A 22185-nucleotide genomic window follows, 5' to 3' on the forward strand; every position below is an offset into this window, starting at 1 on the left:
TTTCGCGTGTACGCGACCCAGACACCGGTGCGTCGACCGGGAAGAATGCCTCAGCTCACTTCCCAGAAGATCTCGAACATCGGATCGAAAACCGTTACGGGGCCGGCTCCGGTCTCGATCTTTGCCGCATAGGAAATCGGCGTGTCGCGCCTGACCAACGTGATTGTGTCGGCATTCGGCGACAGCCCGTACCAGGCCGGGCCGTTCAGCGAAGTGAAGGCTTCCAATTTGTCGAGCGCGCTTTCCTGCTCGAAGACATGGGCGAGGCAACTCATGGTGTTGATCGAGGTGTAGATGCCGGCGCAGCCGCAGGCGCATTCCTTCAAGGGATCGACATGCGGAGCGGAATCGGTGCCGAGGAAGAAGCGGCGATCGCCGGAGGTGGCGGCAGCGCGCAACGCCAGGCGATGGCTCTCGCGCTTGGCGACTGGCAGGCAGTAGTAATGCGGCTTGATCCCGCCGACCAGGATGGCATTGCGGTTGATGATCAGATGATGGGTGGTGATCGAGCCGGCAATGTTGCGCTCGGCCGAACGGATATAGTCGATTCCGTCCGACGTGGTCACATGTTCCATCGTGACCTTGAGTTCCGGCAGGCGCCGGCGCAGCGGATCGAGCACGGTATCAATGAAGACCTTCTCACGGTCGAAAATGTCGACTTCGGGCGTCGTCACCTCGCCATGTACGCAGAGCGGCAGGCCGATCTTCGCCATGCGCTCCAGCACGGGCATGGCCTTTGCCATGTCGCGCACGCCGCCATGGGAATTGGTCGTGGCGCCGGCGGGGTAGAGCTTCACGGCGGTGATGAGGCCGCTCTTTGCGCCCTCCTGCACATCGTCTGGGCTCGTGTCCTCGGTGAGATAGAGGGTCATCAGCGGCTCGAAGCGATCACCCTGTGGCAGGGCCGCCATGATGCGGTCGCGATAGGCGCTCGCGTCCGCCGTCATGACGACGGGCGGCACGAGGTTGGGCATGATGATGGCGCGCGCGAAATGCCGGCTCGTATCGCCAATCACCCCTTCGAGCATCGCGCCATCGCGCAGATGCAGGTGCCAGTCATCGGGGCGGCGAATGGTGAGCGAGCGCATGGCAAACCTCCGGGGCATGGGTCTTTGCCCGGAGATAGCATGTTCCCGGTGTAGGGCAAACCTGCCTTTAGGCGACTTTTCCGGAAAGAGCGGCAAGCGTCCTTTCCGCTTCCTCAAGTTGTTCACGCCGATCGTTTTCCATGATTGCCCTGATCTTCGGCAGTGCGCGCTCGAAGGCCGCCACGCAATCCGGATCGAACTGCGTGCCCGCACGACCGACGATGTGCTCAACGGTGCGTTCGAACGACCATGCTGGCTTGTAGGGCCGCTCGGTCGTCAGAGCATCGAAGTTGTCGGCAATGCAGACGATGCGGCCCGAGATCGGGATCGCCGCGCCGGCCAGGCGATTCGGATATCCCTGACCGTCCCACCGCTCGTGATGGCTGGCGGCAATTTCCGATGCGAGCTGTAGCAGGGAGGAGTGCGAGCGGGCGAGGATGTCGCTGCCGATCTGCGCATGCGCCTGCATCTGCCGGTACTCGGCCTCGGTGAGGCGACCCTGCTTCAACAAAACCGTATCCGGCATCGCCACCTTGCCAATGTCGTGCATCGGAGCCGCGAGGCGGATGTCGCTGCAAAACTGTCCCGGAAGGCCGACCTCGATCCCGATCGCTTCGGAATAGGCGGCTACCCTGAGCGTGTGGCGCGAGGTTTCCGGGTCCTTATAGCCGGCGGCGAGCGTCAGGCGGTGGATGATCTCCTGTTCGCGCTGGCGCAATTCGAAAACCGCGCGGTCCACCTCGCGACGCAGCCATTCGGCCTGGTCCGCGAGTTGGCGCCGGGCCCGGGCAAGCGACACGATGTTCTGCACACGCACCTGAAACTCAACGGGATTGATCGGCTTCGTCAGGAAGTCGATGGCACCGGCGTTGAGCGCCGCCATGCGTGTCGTCATGTCCTTGTCGGCCGTGACGAAGATCACCGGAACCTGGGCATATTTCTCGAAGCGCACGATCTCGGTAAAGAGCTCCACGCCGTTGTAGACCGGCATCTGATAGTCGATGATCGCGATGTCGAAATCGAGTTCAGGAAGAGCGGACAGGACCGCGTCGGGGCTTGCGAAAGCCAGAGCCTCGCAGCTGTCCAGCTTGCCGACGAGTTTCGTCAACAGCTTCAGGTTGGTGCTGTTGTCATCCACCAGCAATATACGCATAGATGCCTCCTTCACTCTCAAGCTACCAATTTGAATTTCAGGGTTTCGATTTCGCCGCTCAGCTTGTCGACGTCGGCGGCCGACGGACGATGGCTGCGCAGCGCATGGGCAAGGTCGGCAATGTCGTTCAGGCCGACATTGACCGCAGCGCCCTTGATCGTGTGCAGGGCGCGATCGATCTTCTCGGGGTCGTGATTGGCCAGCGCGACATGCAGATCCTGGATCAGGCTGGTCGCGTCGTTGAAGAAGGATTCGACCAGTTCGCGGAACACGTCCTCGCCCAGTGCATCGACGAGTTCGGACTGACGCGCCTCATCAAGGCCCTCAATCGCCAGCGGGGGAAAATCCACGTCGTCGATGATGATCGGTTCCGGCAGGCCGATGTCGTTCGACATGTCCCGGTCCTGCCCGTTCACCGGAACGTTCACGATCGAATGTATCACGTTGCGCAGCCTTTCCATCGTTACCGGTTTCGATTCGAAGCCGGCCATTCCTGCCTCGATGCACCGTCGGCGGTCGTCGTCGGAGGCATTGGCCGTCATCGCTATGATCGGCGTGGCAGAGCACAGCCCGCCTTCGGCGATGATACGGCGCGTCGCCTCGATGCCGTCCATGACTGGCATCTGCATGTCCATCAGGATGACGTCGAAAGTCTGTTCCTTGGCGATCGAGACGGCCTGCGCCCCGTCGCCCGCGACGACGACTTCCTGCCCGAGCCGGTCTAGGAAACGGGTGGCGACCAACTGGTTGACGCGATTGTCCTCGACCAGAAGGATGCGCAGACGCGGCAGCGGCGCCTTGTTCTGTCCCGTCGCCTGGCGGCGGACCTCGTCCTTGCCGACGGCGACGACGGCAAGCTCGAACCAGAAGATGCTGCCGACGCCGACAGTGCTGCTCATGCCCAGCTCGCCGCCGAGCTTCTCGACGATCTGCTTGCAGATGGTGAGGCCTAGGCCGGTGCCGCCATATTTGCGGCTGATCGAGGCATCGACCTGCGAGAACGGCTTGAACAGCTTGGCCAGCCCCGCTTCGTCGATGCCGATGCCGGTATCCTCGACCTCGAAGCGCAGCATCAACTTGCCGTGGCGGTAGAACTCGCGAAGACGCAGCGTCACCGTGCCCTTGCTGGTGAACTTGACCGCATTGGACAGGAGGTTGAGCAAGACCTGACGCAGCCGGGTCGGATCGGTGCGCACATAAAGCGCATCGAGGGAATAGGGGATGTCGAGAACGACCGTGTTGCCGTAGTCGTCGGCGCGGCCGCGGATGATGCTGACCGTGGTTTCGGCCAGCGCGCGAATGTCGACCGCACGCTCTTCGAGTTCCAGCTTGCCATGTTCGATCTTGGAGTAGTCGAGGATCTCGTTGATGACCTCCAGCAGGGCCTCGCCCGAGGAGCGAATGGTCTTGACGCTGGAAAGCGCATCTTCGGGAAGCTCCGAGAACTCCAGCAGTTCCGACATGCCGAGAATGGCATTGAGCGGCGTGCGGATCTCGTGGCCCATCGTCGCCATAAACTGCGACTTGGCGCGGTTGCCGGCATCAGCCGCCTCATAGGCTTCCGTCAGGCGACGGGCCATTCCTTCTAGCTCGCGTCCCGCCTTGCGCACCGACTTCAGCTGCCGGCGCAGAGTCACGACCAAAAATACGACCGAGATCATGAGCAAAGCGAGCATGATGGCCGCAGTTCTCTCCAGTTCGAGAATGGTGGTGCGCGCATCGGCCCTTTCGGCATTGAGTTGCCTATTGGTTTGAACTAGGAGATCTCCGGTCAGCTTCGCCAGACCCGTCAGGGCGACGTCAACGCCCTCGAGTTCGGCGGCGCTCGGCATCCTGCTCAAGGCATCGCCGTCGAGGGCTGACTGGAGGCCGACGACTGTCTTCTCGATCTCACGGAGCAGTTGGAGAATCCTGGGGTCATTGGTAAAATAGCCGCTAAACTGCGATTCCTTCACCTGCTGAGCGCGTTCAAAAAAGATATCGTTGCGGAGGGTGAGATCATCACGCAGCGCCTTGCTGGACGGTTGACGGCGCAGTTCGGCAAGGCCGTCGCCGAGGGCGCGCGCCTCGCGATCCAGCTGGTAGACCGACCACACGGCGTTCTCGCGGACACCGTCCTGGAGGAAGCGGAATTGGCGTGAGATATCGACGAAGAGCCCAATCATCACGAGCAGAAGCACGGCTGACAGGATCTGCAGGATCAGGGTGGTGCTCCCCGCCTTGCGCATGATGTCGCCGGTTCTGCGGACCCGTGTCACCCTACGACCTCCATTTCCTCGATCTGCCAGACCGAACATTCACAATCCTTCTCGCCGCGACGCAGACAATCCTGGTCGATGGGACGGGCGAGCATCGACTGTGCCGGGGCTTCCGGTACGTCGAGCGCAACAACCAGGCCAGCGGTGAGCGCTGCGGTGAAGAGGATGGCGAACAAGGATTTCATGCGTGCAACCGTCAAGTCGTGTCTATCTCAGCCGGCCATGGTCGCAGGGCTAGTACCATGTCGCAGACAGGACGAAAGCAGCGAGCGAAAGGCCACAGCCTCTACCGGTTTGGTGAGAAAGTCTGTCACGCCACTTTCCCGGGCAGCTTCACGCAGGCCAGGTTCCTGGTCGGCCGTAACCATGACAACGGGGATGTCGTCATAGCGTGCCATCATGCGGATCGCCTTGACGAATTGAAGGCCGCTCATTCCGGGAAGCACGTGGTCGACGATTAGCATGGCGAAGAGTCTGTTGTGGCAAATCGTCAGAGCCTTTCCGGCATCCGCCTCGATCACGATTTCATCATCAGTCACCTTCTTGGCGAGGTGCTTCAGAATCATCGCATTGGTCGGATTGTCTTCTACGATCAGAATGGCCATGCCCGAATTCCCTTGCCCGCAAACCGTCTCTCTTGGAGCGTTTTCTAGCAAGGCGAGCCTGAGATAGATTGAACCATTTCGGTTCAATTTTACCGATCGCAGCCTTAGGTCGGTCTTAATTATTTAGCGATACCCAATAGATTGTGTTTCACAGACCGGCTGCCGGTGGGCTGGCCCCCGTCGGCTCCCTTGATGGCTGGTCGATCACCCCTCAAGTGCGCGGGAAATGCGACGGGATAGCTCGACGGGATTCTTCAATATGATGGCGCGACTGGTCCGCTCGATCACCTGCTCGCGGATCAGGCGCGACATCTCTCGCGATACCGTTTCGCGGCTGGATCCGATATGCTCGGCGAGTTCGGCATGGACGAGCGGCGGCGAGATGATCCGCTCGCGACCGCCATCGGCGCGCACTCGCGAGAGACGCAACAAAGCATTGTATAGGCGGTGTTTGGTGTCGAGAAAGGAGAGCTCTGCGACACGCTCGTTCATCGAACGGATGCGTCGCGACAGAACCTGCATCAGCGCCAGGCACACTTCGCGACGCGCCAGTAGGACGTCATGGAAAACGGCATAGGGGATGATGGTGACCGCGGTGTCGCTGACCGCCATCAGGCTCGCCGAACGGGCCAGGCCATCGATCGCCGACAGTTCACCAAGAAGATCGCCTCGGCGAAAGGTGCCCAGGATAGCCTCTTTGCCGACGGTGAAGCGCAGCACCGCGCGGATCTCTCCGCTCTGCACGACGAAGACGTCATTCGAGCGATCCTCGAAGTCGACCAGGGTTTCACCGGCGCATAGATTTCTGGTAAGGCAACGCGAAAGCAGTTCATTCTCTTCTGCGACAGTCAGGCTGGCAAATATCGCGGTACCACGCAGCGTGGAAAGACATTGCGCGTTATTTGGCAATACGGTTGCGACAGTCAATTGAACTTCCACTTTTCTTGTTTTTGCAGCGGCGAGGGCGAAGTGAATACGATTGCTTCTTATGCCTCTAACCATTGGCGACGCAAGCCGCACCAGACCAGGAATCTGTCGAAGTATTACCAGGAGGTTAATTTACACCGCTCGAGACGAGCTCATTATCCAATGGACCCCGCCGAAGGGCCCCAAACATCGGTCAGGGCAAAACCGTCCGCCAGCGGGTCGAACGGATCGAGCGCCACCTGATGCAGACCGAAGGTGAAGCCACGGCCGCTGATCGTCGGGATGACGGCGGGGCGACCAGCAACCTCGGTCACTTCCTTGAGACCCACCTCGAACTCCGAACCGATGATCGAACGCGATTTCAGCACGTCGCCGACCTTGACCTTGCCGCGCGCATGAAGTGTCGCAAGATTGGCCGAATTGCCGGTGCCGCAGGGCGAGCGATCAACGCGGCCCGGCCACATCGTCGTGCAGGTGCGGATCGCGCCGTCGGGATCGACATCGCGGAACATGACATAGGCGACGCCGGAGATCGCGGGGATTTCCGGATGGACGACGGGAATGCGTCGGTTGATCTCCTCCTTCAGGATCATGCCCGCCTCGACCAGCCCACGGGCATTGGCCTTGTCGATCGTAAGCCCGATCTGGCCCACATCGACCAGCGCATAGAAGATGCCACCGTAGCTGAGGTCGAAGGTGATGCGACCCCACAGCTCGGTCTCGAGACTGACGTCCAACTCATGCACGAAGGACGGCACCATGGTGAGTTTGACCCGCTCGCAGCGACCGTCCCGGCAGGTCGCTGTCGCCGTCACGAGGCCGGCCGCGGTGTCGAGGACGACCGTGGTTTCCGGTTCGGTCATTTCCACGATGCCGCTTTCGAGCAGGGCCGTCGTCACGCAGATCGAGTTCGATCCGGAACTGGCATGGGCCTGGTCCGGCTGGAGAATGACGAAGCCGGCATCGGCTTTCGGATTCTTGGCCGGCAGGAGGAGGTTGACGGAGCCGATCGGCGCGCCGCGCGGCTCGAGCACGAGAAAGCGGCGCAGTTCCTGGCCCTTCGGGTCGTTGTTCAGCCAGTGCAGTTGTTCGGCAATCGTCTCGCCGGGGATCTTCGGCACGCCGCCGACCGCCACCTTGCCGATCTCGCCCTCGCAATGGACGTCGATCATCTGCAGGGTCCGCTTCCATCTCATGGTATTGCTCCGTCCGTCAGGGATTCGTGTCACGGCGCGACAGCGCCGTCAGAAGTTCAAGGTTTGCCGTATCCTTGCGGGCGAGCGCGGCGAAGGCGGCGGCGCGGTCGATGATGGCGCGCTGCGAGCCGAGGGCCTCAACCGCCTCCTTCCGGCTCACCCGGACAAAACGCAGGCGGCTGCCGACCGGGGCCTGGCCAAGCCGCCAGAGATCAGCCTCGATCACATGGGCGATCTTCGGATAACCGCCGCAGGTATTGGCCTCGGCCAGCTGGATGATCGGCTGGCCAGACGGCGGCACCTGAACGGTGCCGGGCATGATGCCGTGCGAATGCAGTTCGAGTTTTTCCCGGAGCTTCAATTCGGGGCCGGACAGGCGGTAGCCCTGGCGGTTGGCATCCTCGGTGACCTGCCAGGCGGCAGCTTCCAAATCATTGATCGCGGCCTGATCGAAGGCATCGTATTCGGCGCCCGGCAATACGCGAATGGGAGACTCCTCCATGTCGGCTGTATCTCGTCCAATCTCCTTGGGGTCGAGCCCGAAGCCCGCAGGCAGACCGGCGACCGTCGCAGGCGCAAAGCCTGTCTCCAGCCGGTCGCCCCGGCGTAGGCCCCTGCCCTCGAGCCCGCCCCAACGGCTCTTCAGGTCGGTGGACGCCGAGCCGAGCACGGCGGGAACGATCAGACCACCGGCGATGGCGACATAGGCCCGCGCGCCGCGACCTGGCAGGCCGAGTTCGAGTATGTCGCCGGAACGCACGGGCAGCGCCCACCAGGACGGATAGCGAATGCCGTTCACGGTCATCAGCACATCGGCGCCGGTCACGGCCACCAGCGCCGCGCGATCGAAGCGCAGACGAAAGGGAAAGATCGCCACCTCGATGGCGGCCGCGTTCGCATCATTGCCGACCAGACGGTTGGCGAGTTCCAGCGCCGGCGCATCCATGGCACCGGAGCGCGAGACGCCGGCGTCGAGATAGCCGAGGCGGCCGAGATCCTGCACCGAATTGGCCGCACCCGTCGTCAGGATCTCGATCATGCGCGGATCTCCTTGACGACGAAACGGATACGGTCACCGGCACGAAGGGCGGCCGGAGGTTCGCGCAGCGGATCGAAGAGATGAAAATCGGTATGGCCGAGAATGTGCCAGCCGGAGGGCGCCGTCAGCGGCATGATGCCGGCCTGGGCGCCGCCGATGATGACCGAGCCTTCCGGAACCCCCATGCGCGGCACGGCCCGCCGCGGCAGCGCGAGCATAGGATCGAGTCCGGAAAGATAGACGAAACCGGGCATGGCCCCGACGGCCGCGACCGAATAGACGGGCGCGGCGTGCATCGCGACCAGGCGTTCTACCGTCAGGCCCTTTTCTTTGGCGACATCGGACAAATCACTTCCGTCATTGCCGTAGACGACAGGGATCTCGACCAGACGGCCGGCAGCCGGTGCGGCAGCCGTCTTCGTCCATTCGGAAAGCAGATGAGCTTCAAGCTTGTCCGGATCCAGGCGGAGGGGATCGAACAGGATCATCAAATTGTTCATGCCTGGCGCAACCTCGCGGACGCCCGGCAGCGTCTTCAGCTCTTCGGTGAAGACCCAGATGCGTTCCTGCAGCGAAGGATCGAAGACCGGACCGGCTACATCGAACAGGAGCGTCCCCGCCCCTTCCGCGCTCACCTTCGGTTTGCCCCCGTGCTCTTGCATGCCCGCCTTCATCGTTGTCGCCCGCCTTGTGATATATCAGAATGCAGTGGAGAGCCAAAGCATTTCTTCGTCCGGCCATTGTGCATTCGCTTTGGCTCGACCTACAATCCGGAAAGACTGAAGCATAAGGAGCGTAAGCGGCATGGCACTCAGCGTCGACCTCAATTCCGACATGGGCGAAGGCTTCGGCGCCTACCGCATGGGTGACGACGATGCGATGCTGTCGATCGTCAGTTCGGCCAATATTGCCTGCGGCATGCATGCGGGCGACCCCGAGATCATGGCTTCGACCTTTGCCATCGCCAAGGCGAAGGGCGTCGCCGTCGGCGCGCATCCGGGCTTCCCCGATCTCTGGGGTTTCGGGCGGCGCAACATTCCCTTTTCCGCCGGCGAGATCGAGCGGCTGGTCGCCTATCAGATCGGTGCGGCGCAGGCGCTTTCGACCTATGCCGGGCACCCGATCACCCATGTAAAGGCGCATGGCGCGCTCGGCAATCTCACCCAGCAGAACGAGAGCGTGGCGCAGGCCGTGAACAACGCGATCAAGGCCGTCGATGCGAAGCTTGTCTGCCTGACCATCGCGCTTGGCCACCAGGAGCGCCTGGCGCGCGAGATGGGGCTGGAATGCCGCTCGGAGATCTTCGCCGACCGGGCCTATACCGACGAGGGCTTCCTGGTGCATCGCAGCCAGCCCGGCGCCGTAATCCACGATGCGGATACAGCCGCGGCCCGCGTGGTGCGCATGGTGAGGAACGGCGCGATCGAGACGATCACGGGCCGCGTCATCGTCACCCCGATTGACTCGATCTGCGTGCACAGCGACACGCCGTCTGCCGTCGACATCGCCCGGACCATCCGCTCGGCGCTGGAAGCCGACGGCATCGCCATCGCCAACTTCCTGCGTTGACGGAGCCGAGATGGACCTTTCGACGATCGAGAGACTGATGCAGATGCTGGAGAACTCCACGCTCAACGAGTTGGAGGTCAGCGAGAACGGCATGCGCATCCGTCTGGCCAAGACCGCAGGCCGCATTGCCGGGGTAGCGACGACCGGCCTGTTGCCGCACGACACGCCGGAGGCCATGGCGGCTGCCGAGATCGCCGCGCTGATGGCGCTACCCGAGATTGCCGATACCGACGAAGCTGTGATCGTTGCCGGTCTGTCCGGCACATTCTACCGCGCGCCTGCGCCCGGCGCGGAGCCCTATGCGCAGGAAGGAGATCTGATCGAGGAAGGCGAGACGCTTGCCTTAATCGAGGCGATGAAGATGCTCAACCCCGTGGAGGCGACGCGCAGCGGTCGCATCGTTTCGATTCTCGTCGCGGATGGCGAGCCGGTGACGCCGGGCACGCCGCTCATCCTGCTTGCCTCGGACTGACGCGCATGTTCGACAGCGTGCTGATCGCCAATCGCGGAGAGATCGCCTTGAGGATTCTCAGGGCCTGCCGCGACCTTGGCCTCAAGACCATCGCCATCCATTCGGAGGCCGACCGCAACCTCCGCCATGTGGTGCTCGCCGACCAGGCCTTGTGCATCGGGCCGGCGCCGGCCGCGCGCAGCTATCTCGACCATAACGAAATTCTGCTCGCGGCCCACCTGACCGGCGCGGGCGCCATCCATCCGGGCTACGGTTTCCTTTCCGAAAACGCCAACTTCGCCGAAATGGTCGAACGGGCCGGATTGACGTTCATCGGCCCGCCGTCGGCGGCGATCCGGGTGATGGGCGACAAGGTCGCCGCCAAGCGGGCGATGATCGCGGCCGGCGTGCCCTGCGTTCCCGGACCCGACAGCGCCCTGCCGGATGACACAGTGCGCATTGCCGCGATCGGGGTAGAAACCGGCTATCCGCTGATCGTCAAGGCATCTGGCGGCGGTGGCGGGCGCGGCATGCGCATCGTTCGCGATCCAGACGCCCTCCTCGGGGCGGTCCAGATGGCGCGCGAGGAGGCGGGGCGGGCCTTCGGCAATCCGGAGGTTTATGTCGAGCGTTTTCTCGAATTCCCCCGCCATGTCGAGATCCAGGTGCTGGCCGACAATCACGGCAATGCAGTTCATCTTGGCGCGCGCGACTGCTCCACCCAGCGACGGCACCAGAAACTGATCGAAGAGACACCACCGCCCGGCATCGATCCGGCCGCCATCGATGCGATCGGAAGGCGCTGCGCGGCGGCGTGCCAGGCGATCGGCTATCGCGGTGCCGGCACGTTCGAATTCCTCTACGAGGACGGCGCGTTTTACTTCATCGAGATGAACACCCGGGTGCAGGTCGAGCATCCGGTCACCGAAGAGGTCGCCGGCGTGGACATCGTCCGCGAACAGCTGCGCATCGCCATGGGAGAAAAGCTCGGCCTGGCGCAAGATGAGGTGCGCCTCAGTGGCCATGCCATTGAGTGCCGGATCAATGCCGAGCACGCCTTCAACTTCACGCCGTCGCCCGGCAAGGTGACGCGTTTCATAGCGCCCGGCGGACCGGGTGTACGGCTCGATACCCATCTCTATCCCGGTTACGAGATCCCGCCGAACTACGATTCGCTGATCGCCAAGCTGATCGCCCACGGGCCGACGCGCGACACGGCGATCGCCCGCATGCGCCGGGCGCTTGGCGAACTGACCATCGAGGGCGTGGAGACGTCGCGTGCACTTCACCTGATGCTGCTCGACGAACCAGGTTTTTCTGCCGGCGGCTTCGACATTCATCATCTTGAGCGGCTGATGGCCGACGGATTCGGGAGACCGTTATGAGCAGCGCGTGGATCGAAACCGTCCTCGAACTGATGCGCCGTCATGGCATCGCGGAATTCGAATATGAGGACGCCAACCGGCATGTCGCCGCAAGCGAGGGCGAGGCGTTCGACCTTGCCCAACCAGCGCACCAGCGCGCACCGCCGCCACACGCAGGCGCGACCGTCATGGCGCCGCATATCGGCATTTTCCAAGCAGCACAGGCACCGGATGGCAGGGAAGCCCCGCTGCCGCGCCTTGTAAAACAGGGCGAGATCGTCGGGTATCTCAAGGCAGGCGCCCTGCTGCGCCCGATCGTCGCACCGTCAGACGGCGTGCTGTCGCACCAACTTGCCGACGACGGCATTCTCGCGGGCTACGGCACACCGCTTTTCGAGCTCCACACGGCCGCATTCTAGCGTCCGCATCTGCGGGCTTTCGACGCAGCTGGATGGGGGCTCCACCTAGGGCCTGTCAGGTACGAGAGCAGTCCCGGCAGCGCCGATCGTATTGCCGGCGGAATGGCCGAGCAGCAGCCACTGTCTGCCGTAGTTGCGCCGTGTCCTTGGATCGAAGATCGAAATCGGTGCGCTGATTACCGTGCTCGCTGCGTGACCGACGGTGTTGCCGGCACCGATTGCCACCGCGCCGAGGCTCTCGCCGAGCCCGACCGCGGACTCAGTAACGGCCTGGCCTGCGACCAGCCGGTCGCCGATCAGCCGCACGACTTCGGGGCTCTCGGCGAACTTGCCGTGATTGAGCGGATCGCCGGATTTCAATTTGGTCAGGTCGAGCACGGTAATTCCAGCCGCTTCCAACTGGCTGCGATAAGGCTCCGTGCTCACATCGATGTGGCCGAGGCGCTCGACATTGCCGGAAATGCGCTTCGACAAGGTGAGGGCCCGGTCGTCGCGCGAGACGAACAGGGTGAAGTGCGGCCCCTTACCGGCAAAAGACTGATATTGCTGACCGAAAACGTCGACGTCGAGATCGGGTGCGGCAAGGATCACATTGCCGATCTTCGGATCTATCCGGCCATGGCGGATCGCCATCTGGCGCAGTGATTCCACGGCAAGCCAGGTGCCCATGGAATGGGCCATCACGGTCACCTCGCCGACTGCCGGATTGCGGGCGATCTGCGTCAGCAGATCCTCCAGCGCATCGCGTGAATAATTGGTGCTTTCCTTGTCGTAATTATAGTCGAAGATCGAACCCCGCGACGGCCAGGTGAAGACGACCGGCACGACGTCTGCCTTGGAATCATGGACAATCTGGGCGAAGCGATAGACAGCTTCCTCGTAGCGATTGTTGAAACCGTGTACGAAGACCAGCACGCGCCAACTCTTGGGCACATGCCCCTTCAGCCAGGCCTCGCCTTCCTTTTCATCGGCGATCGCATCGACAGCAACCGTCGTGAATTCCTTCTGCGGATCAGCCGGTAGGCGCTTCGGCCACTGGACCTGGCCGATCTCGCGATTGGCGTCAGGCGGTATGGAGATCGTCACTGCGTCGATCATCAGGCCGGAGCCGCGCTCGCCGGTGAAGAGGATCGCCTTGTCGAGTGCCGGCGCCCGAGTCGTGGCAGCGATCAGCTCGACCTTGGCCGTGCCGTCTGCCCTATGATTGGTGGGCTCCATCACGCCGATCGGCCGGCCGGCACAAGCCGAGAGAGCAAGCAGTAGACCGACGACAAATGTGGCGCGGCGGAACGCAGACGCCGGGGCCAGGCCCAAGGGCCGCAGCAATCCGGCAGTATCGGTGCTATTCGGATCCACGACTTCTCCAACGCCAGAACTATGACAGCCACTCCTGGCGTCTTACCGGGCCTGGAGCCCCGTTTCCAGTCTTTCCGCGCCAGAGCCCGGGATCGAGGCTCAGGCAGAGCCGAGTTGCGCGCGCGTCCAGTCGACGATCTGGTCTGCAGACATTGCGCCAGAGACCCGGCCGATTTCACGGCCGCCCTTGTACAGGAGCATGGTCGGGATACCCCGAATGCCGAGTTGGGAAGCAAGTTCCGGCTCGTTTTCGGAGTTCAACTTGAGCAGCCTCACCTGAGGCTCCAGAATACCGGCGGCCGCCGCAAAAGCCGGCGCCATCATCCGGCAAGGCCCGCACCAGGGCGCCCATACGTCGACCAGGACCGGAATGTCGTTGCGGTTCCTATGCCTGTCGAACGACGCGGCATCGGCATCAGCCGGATGCGCATCGAACAGCGCATGGCCGCACTTGCCGCAGCGCGCCTCGGAAGCCGGACGATTGGCAACTAGACGATTGACGGCAGAACACTGCGGACAAACGATCTTTTTGTCTTCTTGCATCTTGCGTATTCCTGCCGTTTCAAGCCCCATCAGACGGGTTCGCGGGCTTGACAATATATTCGGAATAACGTAGATACGCAAGAATGAAAGTTGACCCCGATTCCATGCAGGATGCCGCGGACGACGCGAGCGAGTTGCTGAAAGCACTCGCCAACCGTCATCGGCTGCTCATCCTCTGCCAGCTCATCGACGGCGAACGTTCGGTCGGCCAACTTGCTGAATTTCTCGGCATTCGCGACTCGACGGTATCGCAGCATCTGGCACTCTTACGACGGGACCGGATAATCGCCGGCCGCCGGGACGGGCAGACCATCTGGTATCGTATCGAGAGCGAGCCGGCGCGCAATGTCATCACTGCGCTCTACGGCAGCTTCTGCGCCGTCTAGGTTGCTACGGCGCGAACCCAATCCCCGACAGGCGCCCATGGGCGCTCCGACCCGCCTCAGGCGGGCCGCATCGTACCCTTTTCGCGCAGGTTCACATGCCAGGAGAGCGCCTCCTCAAGCACATGCGGCGTGTGTCCGCCACGCTTCACCGCCCGATCGTAATAGTCCTGCAACGGATCGCGATAGTCCTTGTCGACGCAATTGGCGATGATCACCGCCGCCCGTTCGCGCGGCGCAAGGCCGCGCAGATCGGCAAGACCGACTTCCGTCACCAGGATGTCGGTATCATGCTCGGTATGGTCGACATGACTGACCATCGGCACGACGGAGGAGATCGCGCCGTTCTTGGCGATGGACTTGGTGACAAAGATCGACATGAAGGCGTTGCGGGCGAAATCGCCCGAGCCGCCGATGCCGTTCATCATGTGCGTGCCGCCGACATGGGTCGAGTTGACATTGCCATAGATGTCGAACTCCAGCGCTGTGTTGATACAGATCAGCCCGAGGCGCCGGATCACTTCCGGATGGTTGCTGATCTCCTGCGGGCGCAATATCAGACTGTGCTTGTATTCCGAGAGGCGCGGCAGGACCTTCTTGTACATTTCGGCCGACAGCGTGATCGACGAGCCAGACGCAAAGGTCATCTTGCCGGAATCGATCAGCTCGAAGGTCGAGTCCTGCAGGACCTCCGAATACATCTTCAGGTCGTGGAAGGGCGTGTCGATGAAGCCATGCAGCACGGCATTGGCGATCGTGCCAATGCCGGCTTGCAGCGGCTGCAGTTCGTAGCCAAGGCGCCCCTGCTTGACCTCGTTCAGCAGGAAATCGCTGAGGTGGCCGGCAATGGCATTGGTGTCGGCATCCGGGGGCAGGATGGTGGATGAACTGTCCTGCTTCTCCGAGACGACGATGGCGATGATCTTCTCCGGCGGGATCGGGATGAAGGGCAGGCCGATGCGGCTTTCCGGGGTGACGATCGGGATCGGCATCCGGGTCGGGCGGCGGGACGGAATATAGATGTCGTGCAGCCCCTCCAGCGTGGCCGGCTGCGAGATATTGATCTCGATGATGACCTTGTCGGCAAGGATGGCAAAACTCGCCGAATTGCCGACCGAGGTGGTCGGCACGATGCCGCCGGTCTCGGTGATGGCGACCGCCTCGATGATGGCGATATCGACCGGCTTGATCTGCTGAGTGCGCAGCTGCTCGACCGTCTCCGACAGGTGCTGGTCGATGAACATCACCTCGCCGGCATTGATCGCCTTGCGCAGACCCGGATCGGACTGGAAGGGAATGCGGCGCGCCAGCACATGCGCCTCTGCCAGCGTCTTGTCGAGATCGTTGCCAAGGGAGGCGCCGGTCATCAGGGTGATCTTCAGCGGATGCGTCTTGGCGCGCTCGGCCAAGGCCAGCGGCACCGCCTTCGCTTCGCCGGCGCGAGTGAACCCGCTCATGCCGACCGTCATGCCGTCCTTGATATAGGCTGCGGCGTCTTCGGCGCTGACCAGTTTGTCGAGCAACGGCTTAAATCTGATCCGGTCACGCAGCATAATTCATCCTCATGAGACAACGGCCTTCGCCCGATCGAGTTGTGACGGGCAGAGGCATGGCTTAAAGGCCCCCAGCGCGGAAACGCAACCGTTCTTCCGTCGCATCACACAATTATCTGCCATGCGTTTTTCGCATACCGCTGAAACCTGGCCATACACGCGGAGACAGCACGCCGACCATCATCTCACCCCCCAGATCAAAGCCGGCACGGGCATAGATGAATATAGCGCAGCAATCGATTGACCCCATATCCCTGTCGCGAGAGAGTGCGCTCATGGATCGTTTGCTGGAGAGTCAAAAACGCGCGCCGGAACGATGGCTCAGGTTCATCTGCGCCACGGCGATGCTCCTTGCGGCAGGTGTGCTGCCGACCCTGGCGCAGGATGGTACGAGTACCTTTCCATCCACGGAGGAAGGTCTCGACGAGATGTTTCCGCCGACGCCGGACGATGCCTATCCGATGTCGGACCCGGAGCCTCCGCCGGATATTTTCGGGCCGTTCATGCCCCCTCCACTCGCCGACACCTCCGACAGTCCCGTTCGGGACGACCGCTCCCTGGAGCAGCGCATCGCGGACTCGACGAAGCACCAGAACGCGCTCATCGAACGGATCAGGGCGCTGCTGAAGCAGAGCAACGTTTCCGTCGTTCCGCCGCCATCCTACGAGCTTGAATGCAACGAAGATCCGGTCGTCGAACTCCTGACCGAGCAATTGGTCCAGTCCTATGTGAAGCAGGGCGGCGACCCCGAGCTGGGCCTTCTCGAACAGCTGATCACCGTGCGCAGGGAACTTGCCATGCTCGGCGTCGTGCCGGGCGACAGCTACCAGGCGCAACTCGCCAATCGGCTGCTGGTGAAAGCGCAGACACTGATCAAGACCTACGGCAGCCAGCGCGACAAGGTCCTGGCGATCCTCGGCCTGGCCCACAAGGCGGCCAATGTGCTCCAGCTTCTCGGAGATTCGGAGATCGAGCAGAAATTCTTCAGCGAGATCGCCGGATGGCTGTCCAAGCTCGTTCCCGACATGCTCAAGGACATCAGGACCCAGCATGACTACCGGCTGGTCAATGCGGTCTTCACCCTGACCCGCGTGATCAACTCATCCGGAAAGCTAAGCGGACAGGCGGACCCCAGCGAAATCCTGCGGCAGATCGAGGAGGCGATGCGTTTCGACCTCTCGCTGGCACTTGATGCGTCTGGCGGGGCCCACGTGTGGGCTCTCACGGGCGAGTTCTCGCTCATCCCGACGCTGGCCACGGGCAAGAACAAGCTCCTCCAGCTGATGTATATCGGCGAGGGACAGGGAACCTATGCCAGTTACACCTACAAGAACGGCACGCAGACGATGCAAGCCCCGGATTTTCCGGTGATGGCCAAGGTCATGGACTTCGATCCCTGCAAAGGCACAGCGGTGCTCTTTCTCGACCGCTTTTATGCGCAGGAGGGCGAGACCTATCGTCGGAAGGACACGACGGACAAGGCGCCAATCGTCTGGGCGGCCTTCGCCAACGCCTTTCGCGAGCAACAGGTCGACCAGGGGTTCGAATTCGAGCTTCCCGTCAAAACAAAGACCGAAAAGGCGGTCGATACCGTCTTTGATCAGAGCGCCAAGGGATTCACCGGGAAGTTCACGGTGAAACTCACCCATAACCCCAAGTGAGGCGAACTCGAGCCAGGACAACGTCTGACTGAAGATGGGAAGACACGGCCAACAGTCCACCGGGCGGCGACAAACACATTAGATCAACTCAAAGGAAAAATGGCGCACCCGGAACAATTCGAACGTCCGACCCCCAGATTCGTAGTCTGGTGCTCTATCCAGCTGAGCTACGGGTGCGTACCGGTCCGACTGTTGTCGGCGGCGTGGCGATCCTCTAAAACGTGCCGCGCAGGATTGCAAGCACCTTTCCGAAAAAAGAGTCATTTTGCCGTCATATCCGATTGCTCCGTGTCGATTGCGGCAATGGCCAAGTCAGGCGCGAGCCCGCCAATCATCAAGAGCGACAGGGCGGTCGGGAATTTCGATGCGGAACAGCGTGCCTGGCGCCGGCTTCTCCACAAGGGCGATCGTTCCGCCGTGCGCGAGCACGAGTTCACGGGCGATCGCCAGGCCAAGACCGATGCCGCCGGAGCGGGCCGAGCCGCGGAAGGGAGTGAACAGGTTTTCCCGCGCCTTTGGCGGCAGACCGGGACCGGTGTCGTCTATCACAATGGCGACGACGCTGCCGATGCGCTGGCCGGACAGCGTGATGCGACGCAAGGCGGCCGGATCGCCGATGCCGTGATTGGCCAACGCCTGCACGGCATTGCGGCAGATGTTGTGAATAACCCGGAACAACTGCTCGCTGTCGGCGTCGACCTCGATGTCTCCGTCGACCATATCGATGAAATCAATCCCTGTGTCGGGATCGATCGCGAGTATATCGCGCACTTCCTGGCAAATTTCGGCCAGGCGGAAGCGACGGCGCCTGGGCTCCGCCTCCGAGGCCTGTCCGTAGGCAAGCACTTCGTTTGTGTAGCCGACCGCGCGGTCGATGGTGCGCACCAGTTTCGGGGCGAATCCCTTGACCATGGGGTCATCGACATCGACGAGACGGTCCGACATCAACTGGGCCGAGGCCAGAATGTTGCGCATGTCGTGATTGATCTTCGACACGGCGAGCCCCAGGTCGGCCAGATTGCGCTGCTGTTTCAAGGTCTTCTGCAACTGTTCCTGCATCAATGCGAGGTGCCGGCCCGCGAGCGCGATCTCGTCGTCGCCGGGCGCCGATGGCAAGATACGGGCCGGATCCTCGGGATTCTCGGCAAAGGACTGCATGCTCCGCGTCAGCCGACGCATCGGCCGGATCATCATGCGGTTGATTGCGATGTAGATCAGCGAGGCTGTGATCAACGAAATCAGCAGTGACACGGAGAAGACGCTGCCCGCATAGGCGAGCATCGCATGCCTCAGGCTTTTCTCCTCCATCACCAATTCGATGATCATGTCGCTCTCGCCGACGGGCCCATAGACGCGCAGCATACGATCGCCGCCAAATGCCAGGGTGTAGAGGGCGTCACCGATCGCCTGCAGAGCCGGCACATTGGAAAGGTCGTACTTTGCATCCACCTGTGGCGGCATGCCGTCAACCGCAAGCAGCCGTGATGTGCCGTCCTTGCGCAGTACGATTGCCTTGGTGCCGGTCGCCATCAGCGTGTCGTCCTGCACCGCGCGCGGCAATTCGGCCGGCTGCAGGCCGTCGATCACGACACCGGCGGCCGCGGCCGTATTCAGTCGATCCTCCAGCCAGCGCAGACGCATGGAGGCAACCGACGGCACGAAGATCAGCACTTCGGCGATCATCACGAATGCCATGGTCAGCCACAACAGCTTGCCCGACAGGCCACGCAGACGATGCGGCATGACCGATGGCTCACTCGTTTCGGCTTGCCGACCGGCTTCGGTCAGTCGCGCCATCATCCACTCCCGTCGTCATCCTGGTCAGGATCGGATGTTCTCCGGTCCGTTCGGCAATTTGCAGTGCAACCATATTAGCCGAAGGGAGAGAAATGGCCAATGGCATCTCCGACGCCGTCGATGCCTGCCTAGGCTTGCCAGGCTGTGCCCCAAGCACAAACGCCGCGACCCGAGGGTCGCGGCGCCCATTCAAAATCCGGTTTGGGCGTCGATCAGAACTCTTCCCAGCTTTCCGTTTCCTGGACCTTGGCGGCGGCGGCACGACCACCACCGAATGCCTTCGCCACAGATCCCATCATCTGGCGGGCCGGAGACGGTGCAGGCTTGTGCTGGGTCGGCCGTGCGACGACGGGTGCCGCATGGGAACGTGGCTCCTCACCGGTGCGGAACTGGGCCACAAGGGCTGCCAGGCCATTGGCCTCGCCCGACAGTTTGTGGGTCGAGGCCGAGGTTTCCTCAACCATCGCCGCGTTCTGCTGGGTCACCTGGTCCATCTGGTTCATGGCAGTAGCGACCTCCGCCAGTCCCGTGGACTGTTCCTTTGAGGCTGCGGCGATCGAATGAATGTGATCGTTGATCTTGAGAACGCGAACCTCGATTTCCGACAGCGCCTCGCCGGTGCGCTGCACGAGCTTCACGCCGCCGGAAACCTCCTCGCCTGACTTGGTGATCAGCGCCTTGATGTCCTTGGCCGCATTGGCCGAACGTTGAGCCAGTTCGCGCACTTCCTGGGCGACGACGGCAAAGCCCTTGCCTGCATCACCGGCACGAGCGGCCTCGACACCGGCGTTCAGCGCCAGCAAGTTCGTCTGGAAGGCGATTTCGTCAATCACGTTGATGATCTGCGAAATCTCGCGGGAGGCCTGTTCGATCCGCCCCATCGCATCGACCGCACTGGAGACGACGACCGCCGACTGGGCTGCACTTTCCTTGGCTTCGGTCACCATCAGACTGGCTTCCTGGGCCCGCTCGCTCAATTCGCGCACGACAACGGTGATCTCGTCGAGTGCGGCCGAAGTCTCTTCCAGCGCGGCAGCCTGTTGTTCCGTCCGCTTGGCCAGATCGTTGGTCGCCGTCGTCAGTTCTTCGGTGTTGCCGTTGATGGTGTCCGTCTTGCCACGGATATCGGTCATCGTGTGGCGCAAGCGCTCAAACGTGGCATTGACATTGGTCTGCAACTCGCCAAAGGCACCGCGGAAGTCGCCGCTCATGCTCTGCGTCAGGTCGCCGGCCGACAGGCTGGCGATAACCCGGCGGGTTTCCGAAATGCCAAGATCGACCGAGGCTAGCAGTGCGTTGATGTTGGAAGCGAACTGATTGAGGTTGGCGTCCTCGTAGTCCTTGTCGATGCGCCGGCCGAAATCCCCGGCCACGGCCGAAGCGACAACGACCGACATGCTCGACTGCAGATCGTCGCTCTTTGCACGCATCGCACTTTCCTGGGCGTTCATCCGCTGCACGGCAAGGCCGTTCCGCTTGAAAACTTCGACGGCCGCGGCCATCTCGCCGATCTCGTCGCTGCGGCCCTCGTAGGGAATTTCGGTGCCGAAATCGCCCTCGGCCACCTTCTTCATCGCCGCGGTCACATTGCGGATCGGCCGGCTCAAGTGATTGACACCGATATGGATACCAAGACCTGCGCCTGCCGCTACAGCAACCACGGTGAAGCCGGAGATCAGTGAGAGCATCAAGGTGCGGAACGCATCCAGCGAGTTGACCAGTTCGGCCAGCCTGGCCTTGTCTGCATCGACCACGGCGTCAATCTCGGCCTGGAAGGCCTTGCGGTTGGCGCGATTTCCTTCATTGTTGCCCTGTTCGTTGGCCGCGGGGGGACCAACTTCCCGCCCTAGGCGCACCGTTTCGGAACGGAACTGGCGGAACTCCGCCGCGCGCGCCATCATGGCGTCAAAGTCCGCTGCCTGCTCTTGCGGCACCAGAGGTTTCCATCTGGCGATAACCTCATCCATCAGATCCAGGTTCTTCATCAGCCCGCTGGCAAAACCCTCGGCCTTCTCGGTGCTGGGAGCACCGTAAATTCCACGGGCCTCCATTACGACGGCCGTCACCAGGCGGTTCAGGCGCTCACCGAAATAGACACGCTCCGATGCGATACCCAGTTCATGAGACTTCGCCCCATATTGCGTCGTTACGAAAACCCCCATCGTGCCGATGAGGACTGCCGCGCAGCCAAGAATTGCCACCAATGTATAGATTTTTCCGCTGATTTTCACGGACTTGCTCCTCAGGCGATAGGGGAGCTATTTCCCCCTGATTTTGAGTAATTTAGCGATGGCTCGTTAACGAATACTTGATCTGCTAAAATATAATCGCTTCGCCATGTTCGGCACCCGACAGGCACGCTTCTGACAATGTTCCGGATCAATTTCCGTGAAAACAACACCTCGCCCCCCACTTGCAAGCGGCCGATTGCAGGTCCGAAGACCCTTGGAAGGGGGGAGGATGGTTAATCGCGTAATGCTAGTTTTCGCCTAGCCCTTCGCATAAGACTTCAGCCGCATCTTCAGCGGTAATTGACTCGCCGAGTCTTCGTCCGTATAAGCCGCGCACGTCCGGACCGAAAAACCCGCAACGACGGGTGGAAAGCCGTGCGCAATCCAACGCTCTTGCAGAAATGCAAACCCAAGAAGGGCCGCACACCGCGGTATTAAATAAATGACGAAGCGTACCTTTCAACCTTCCAAGCTTGTTCGCAAGCGCCGCCACGGCTTTCGTGCGCGTATGGCCACCAAGGGCGGCCGCAAGGTTCTCGTTGCCCGCCGCGCTCGCGGTCGCAAGCGTCTCTCGGCCTAAAGGCCGAGTTTG

General features: G+C 62.0%; 21 protein-coding genes and 1 tRNA gene. 7 read left to right on the forward strand and 15 right to left on the reverse strand.

Going from position 1 to position 22185, the window contains the following annotated elements; genetic code table 11:
* Positions 1-50: 50 nt before the first annotated feature.
* The 9 genes from pyrC to pxpB all read right to left on the reverse strand — a co-directional run bounded on the left by pyrC (position 51) and on the right by pxpB (position 8928).
* Positions 51-1088 (reverse strand): dihydroorotase, encoded by a 1038-nt coding sequence (gene pyrC / locus ACWPVA_RS14525; RefSeq protein ID WP_454288356.1) that lies wholly within the window; start codon positions 1086-1088, stop codon positions 51-53.
* Between the two features lie 67 nt (positions 1089-1155).
* The gene (locus ACWPVA_RS14530; protein WP_454288357.1) at positions 1156-2241 is read right to left on the reverse strand and encodes an HD domain-containing phosphohydrolase; all 1086 of its coding nucleotides are present in this window, start codon (positions 2239-2241) and stop codon (positions 1156-1158) included.
* A 17-nt stretch (positions 2242-2258) separates the two neighbouring features.
* Positions 2259-4499, reverse strand: coding sequence for an ATP-binding protein (locus tag ACWPVA_RS14535; protein ID WP_454288358.1), 2241 nt, complete (start codon positions 4497-4499; stop codon positions 2259-2261).
* Positions 4496-4684: a hypothetical protein gene (locus ACWPVA_RS14540; RefSeq protein ID WP_454288359.1), complete on the reverse strand. Its 189-nt coding sequence runs from the start codon at positions 4682-4684 to the stop codon at positions 4496-4498. Before ACWPVA_RS14540 ends, ACWPVA_RS14535 begins: the two co-directional genes overlap by 4 nt.
* 27 nt (positions 4685-4711) lie before the next feature.
* Positions 4712-5104 (reverse strand): response regulator, encoded by a 393-nt coding sequence (locus ACWPVA_RS14545; protein WP_454288360.1) that lies wholly within the window; start codon positions 5102-5104, stop codon positions 4712-4714.
* Positions 5105-5308: 204 nt separating this feature from the next.
* Positions 5309-6031 (reverse strand): Crp/Fnr family transcriptional regulator, encoded by a 723-nt coding sequence (locus ACWPVA_RS14550; RefSeq protein WP_454288361.1) that lies wholly within the window; start codon positions 6029-6031, stop codon positions 5309-5311.
* 155 nt (positions 6032-6186) lie between these two features.
* Positions 6187-7227, reverse strand: a complete 1041-nt coding sequence (locus ACWPVA_RS14555) for a 4-hydroxyproline epimerase (protein WP_454288362.1) — start codon at positions 7225-7227, stop codon at positions 6187-6189.
* 16 nt (positions 7228-7243) lie between these two features.
* On the reverse strand, positions 7244-8266 hold the full coding sequence (locus ACWPVA_RS14560; protein ID WP_454288363.1) for a 5-oxoprolinase subunit C family protein: 1023 nt from the start codon (positions 8264-8266) through the stop codon (positions 7244-7246).
* On the reverse strand, positions 8263-8928 hold the full coding sequence (pxpB, locus tag ACWPVA_RS14565; protein WP_454288364.1) for a 5-oxoprolinase subunit PxpB: 666 nt from the start codon (positions 8926-8928) through the stop codon (positions 8263-8265). Before pxpB ends, ACWPVA_RS14560 begins: the two co-directional genes overlap by 4 nt.
* A gap of 142 nt (positions 8929-9070) precedes the next feature.
* Between pxpB and ACWPVA_RS14570 the strand changes: the two genes are divergently transcribed.
* From ACWPVA_RS14570 to ACWPVA_RS14585, 4 genes are read left to right on the forward strand one after another with little or no spacing between them, the layout of a single operon-like run.
* Positions 9071-9835: a LamB/YcsF family protein gene (locus ACWPVA_RS14570; protein WP_454288365.1), complete on the forward strand. Its 765-nt coding sequence runs from the start codon at positions 9071-9073 to the stop codon at positions 9833-9835.
* A 10-nt stretch (positions 9836-9845) separates the two neighbouring features.
* Positions 9846-10307: an acetyl-CoA carboxylase biotin carboxyl carrier protein gene (accB, locus tag ACWPVA_RS14575; RefSeq protein ID WP_454288366.1), complete on the forward strand. Its 462-nt coding sequence runs from the start codon at positions 9846-9848 to the stop codon at positions 10305-10307.
* Positions 10308-10312: 5 nt separating this feature from the next.
* Positions 10313-11671, forward strand: a complete 1359-nt coding sequence (gene accC / locus ACWPVA_RS14580) for an acetyl-CoA carboxylase biotin carboxylase subunit (protein WP_454288367.1) — start codon at positions 10313-10315, stop codon at positions 11669-11671.
* Positions 11668-12069 carry a hypothetical protein gene (locus ACWPVA_RS14585; protein ID WP_454288368.1) on the forward strand — a complete coding sequence of 134 codons (402 nt, stop codon included), beginning with the start codon at positions 11668-11670 and terminating at the stop codon, positions 12067-12069. Before accC ends, ACWPVA_RS14585 begins: the two co-directional genes overlap by 4 nt.
* Before the next feature lie 45 nt (positions 12070-12114).
* Here ACWPVA_RS14585 and ACWPVA_RS14590 read toward each other — a convergent pair whose 3' ends face one another.
* Positions 12115-13377 carry an alpha/beta hydrolase gene (locus ACWPVA_RS14590; RefSeq protein WP_454289601.1) on the reverse strand — a complete coding sequence of 421 codons (1263 nt, stop codon included), beginning with the start codon at positions 13375-13377 and terminating at the stop codon, positions 12115-12117.
* Between the two features lie 147 nt (positions 13378-13524).
* Complete coding sequence (gene trxC / locus ACWPVA_RS14595) at positions 13525-13968, reverse strand: thioredoxin TrxC (RefSeq protein WP_454288369.1); 444 nt, start codon at positions 13966-13968, stop codon at positions 13525-13527.
* An 83-nt stretch (positions 13969-14051) separates the two neighbouring features.
* On the opposite strand from trxC, the gene ACWPVA_RS14600 reads away from it, so the two are divergent.
* Complete coding sequence (locus ACWPVA_RS14600) at positions 14052-14354, forward strand: ArsR/SmtB family transcription factor (protein ID WP_454288370.1); 303 nt, start codon at positions 14052-14054, stop codon at positions 14352-14354.
* Between the two features lie 56 nt (positions 14355-14410).
* On the opposite strand, the gene ACWPVA_RS14605 is transcribed toward ACWPVA_RS14600, so the two are convergent.
* Positions 14411-15904, reverse strand: a complete 1494-nt coding sequence (locus ACWPVA_RS14605; protein WP_454288371.1) for an acetyl-CoA hydrolase/transferase family protein — start codon at positions 15902-15904, stop codon at positions 14411-14413.
* A 275-nt stretch (positions 15905-16179) separates the two neighbouring features.
* Here ACWPVA_RS14605 and ACWPVA_RS14610 point away from each other — a divergent pair, with 275 nt between their 5' ends.
* Positions 16180-17565, forward strand: a complete 1386-nt coding sequence (locus ACWPVA_RS14610; RefSeq protein ID WP_454288372.1) for a hypothetical protein — start codon at positions 16180-16182, stop codon at positions 17563-17565.
* Between the two features lie 100 nt (positions 17566-17665).
* Here the strand turns inward: ACWPVA_RS14610 and ACWPVA_RS14615 are convergent.
* From ACWPVA_RS14615 to ACWPVA_RS14625, 3 genes are all read right to left on the reverse strand, one after another.
* Positions 17666-17742, reverse strand: a tRNA-Arg gene (locus ACWPVA_RS14615).
* A gap of 135 nt (positions 17743-17877) precedes the next feature.
* A complete protein-coding gene (locus ACWPVA_RS14620) occupies positions 17878-19308 on the reverse strand; it encodes an ATP-binding protein (protein WP_454289602.1) in 1431 nt (476 codons plus the stop codon).
* A 266-nt stretch (positions 19309-19574) separates the two neighbouring features.
* A complete protein-coding gene (locus ACWPVA_RS14625; RefSeq protein ID WP_454288373.1) occupies positions 19575-21593 on the reverse strand; it encodes a methyl-accepting chemotaxis protein in 2019 nt (672 codons plus the stop codon).
* Between the two features lie 442 nt (positions 21594-22035).
* On the opposite strand from ACWPVA_RS14625, the gene rpmH reads away from it, so the two are divergent.
* Entirely contained in the window at positions 22036-22173 is a 138-nt protein-coding gene (rpmH, locus tag ACWPVA_RS14630) for a 50S ribosomal protein L34 (RefSeq protein ID WP_115668606.1), read from the forward strand.
* Positions 22174-22185: the final 12 nt, after the last annotated feature.

This window comes from Rhizobium arsenicireducens (assembly GCF_964021225.1).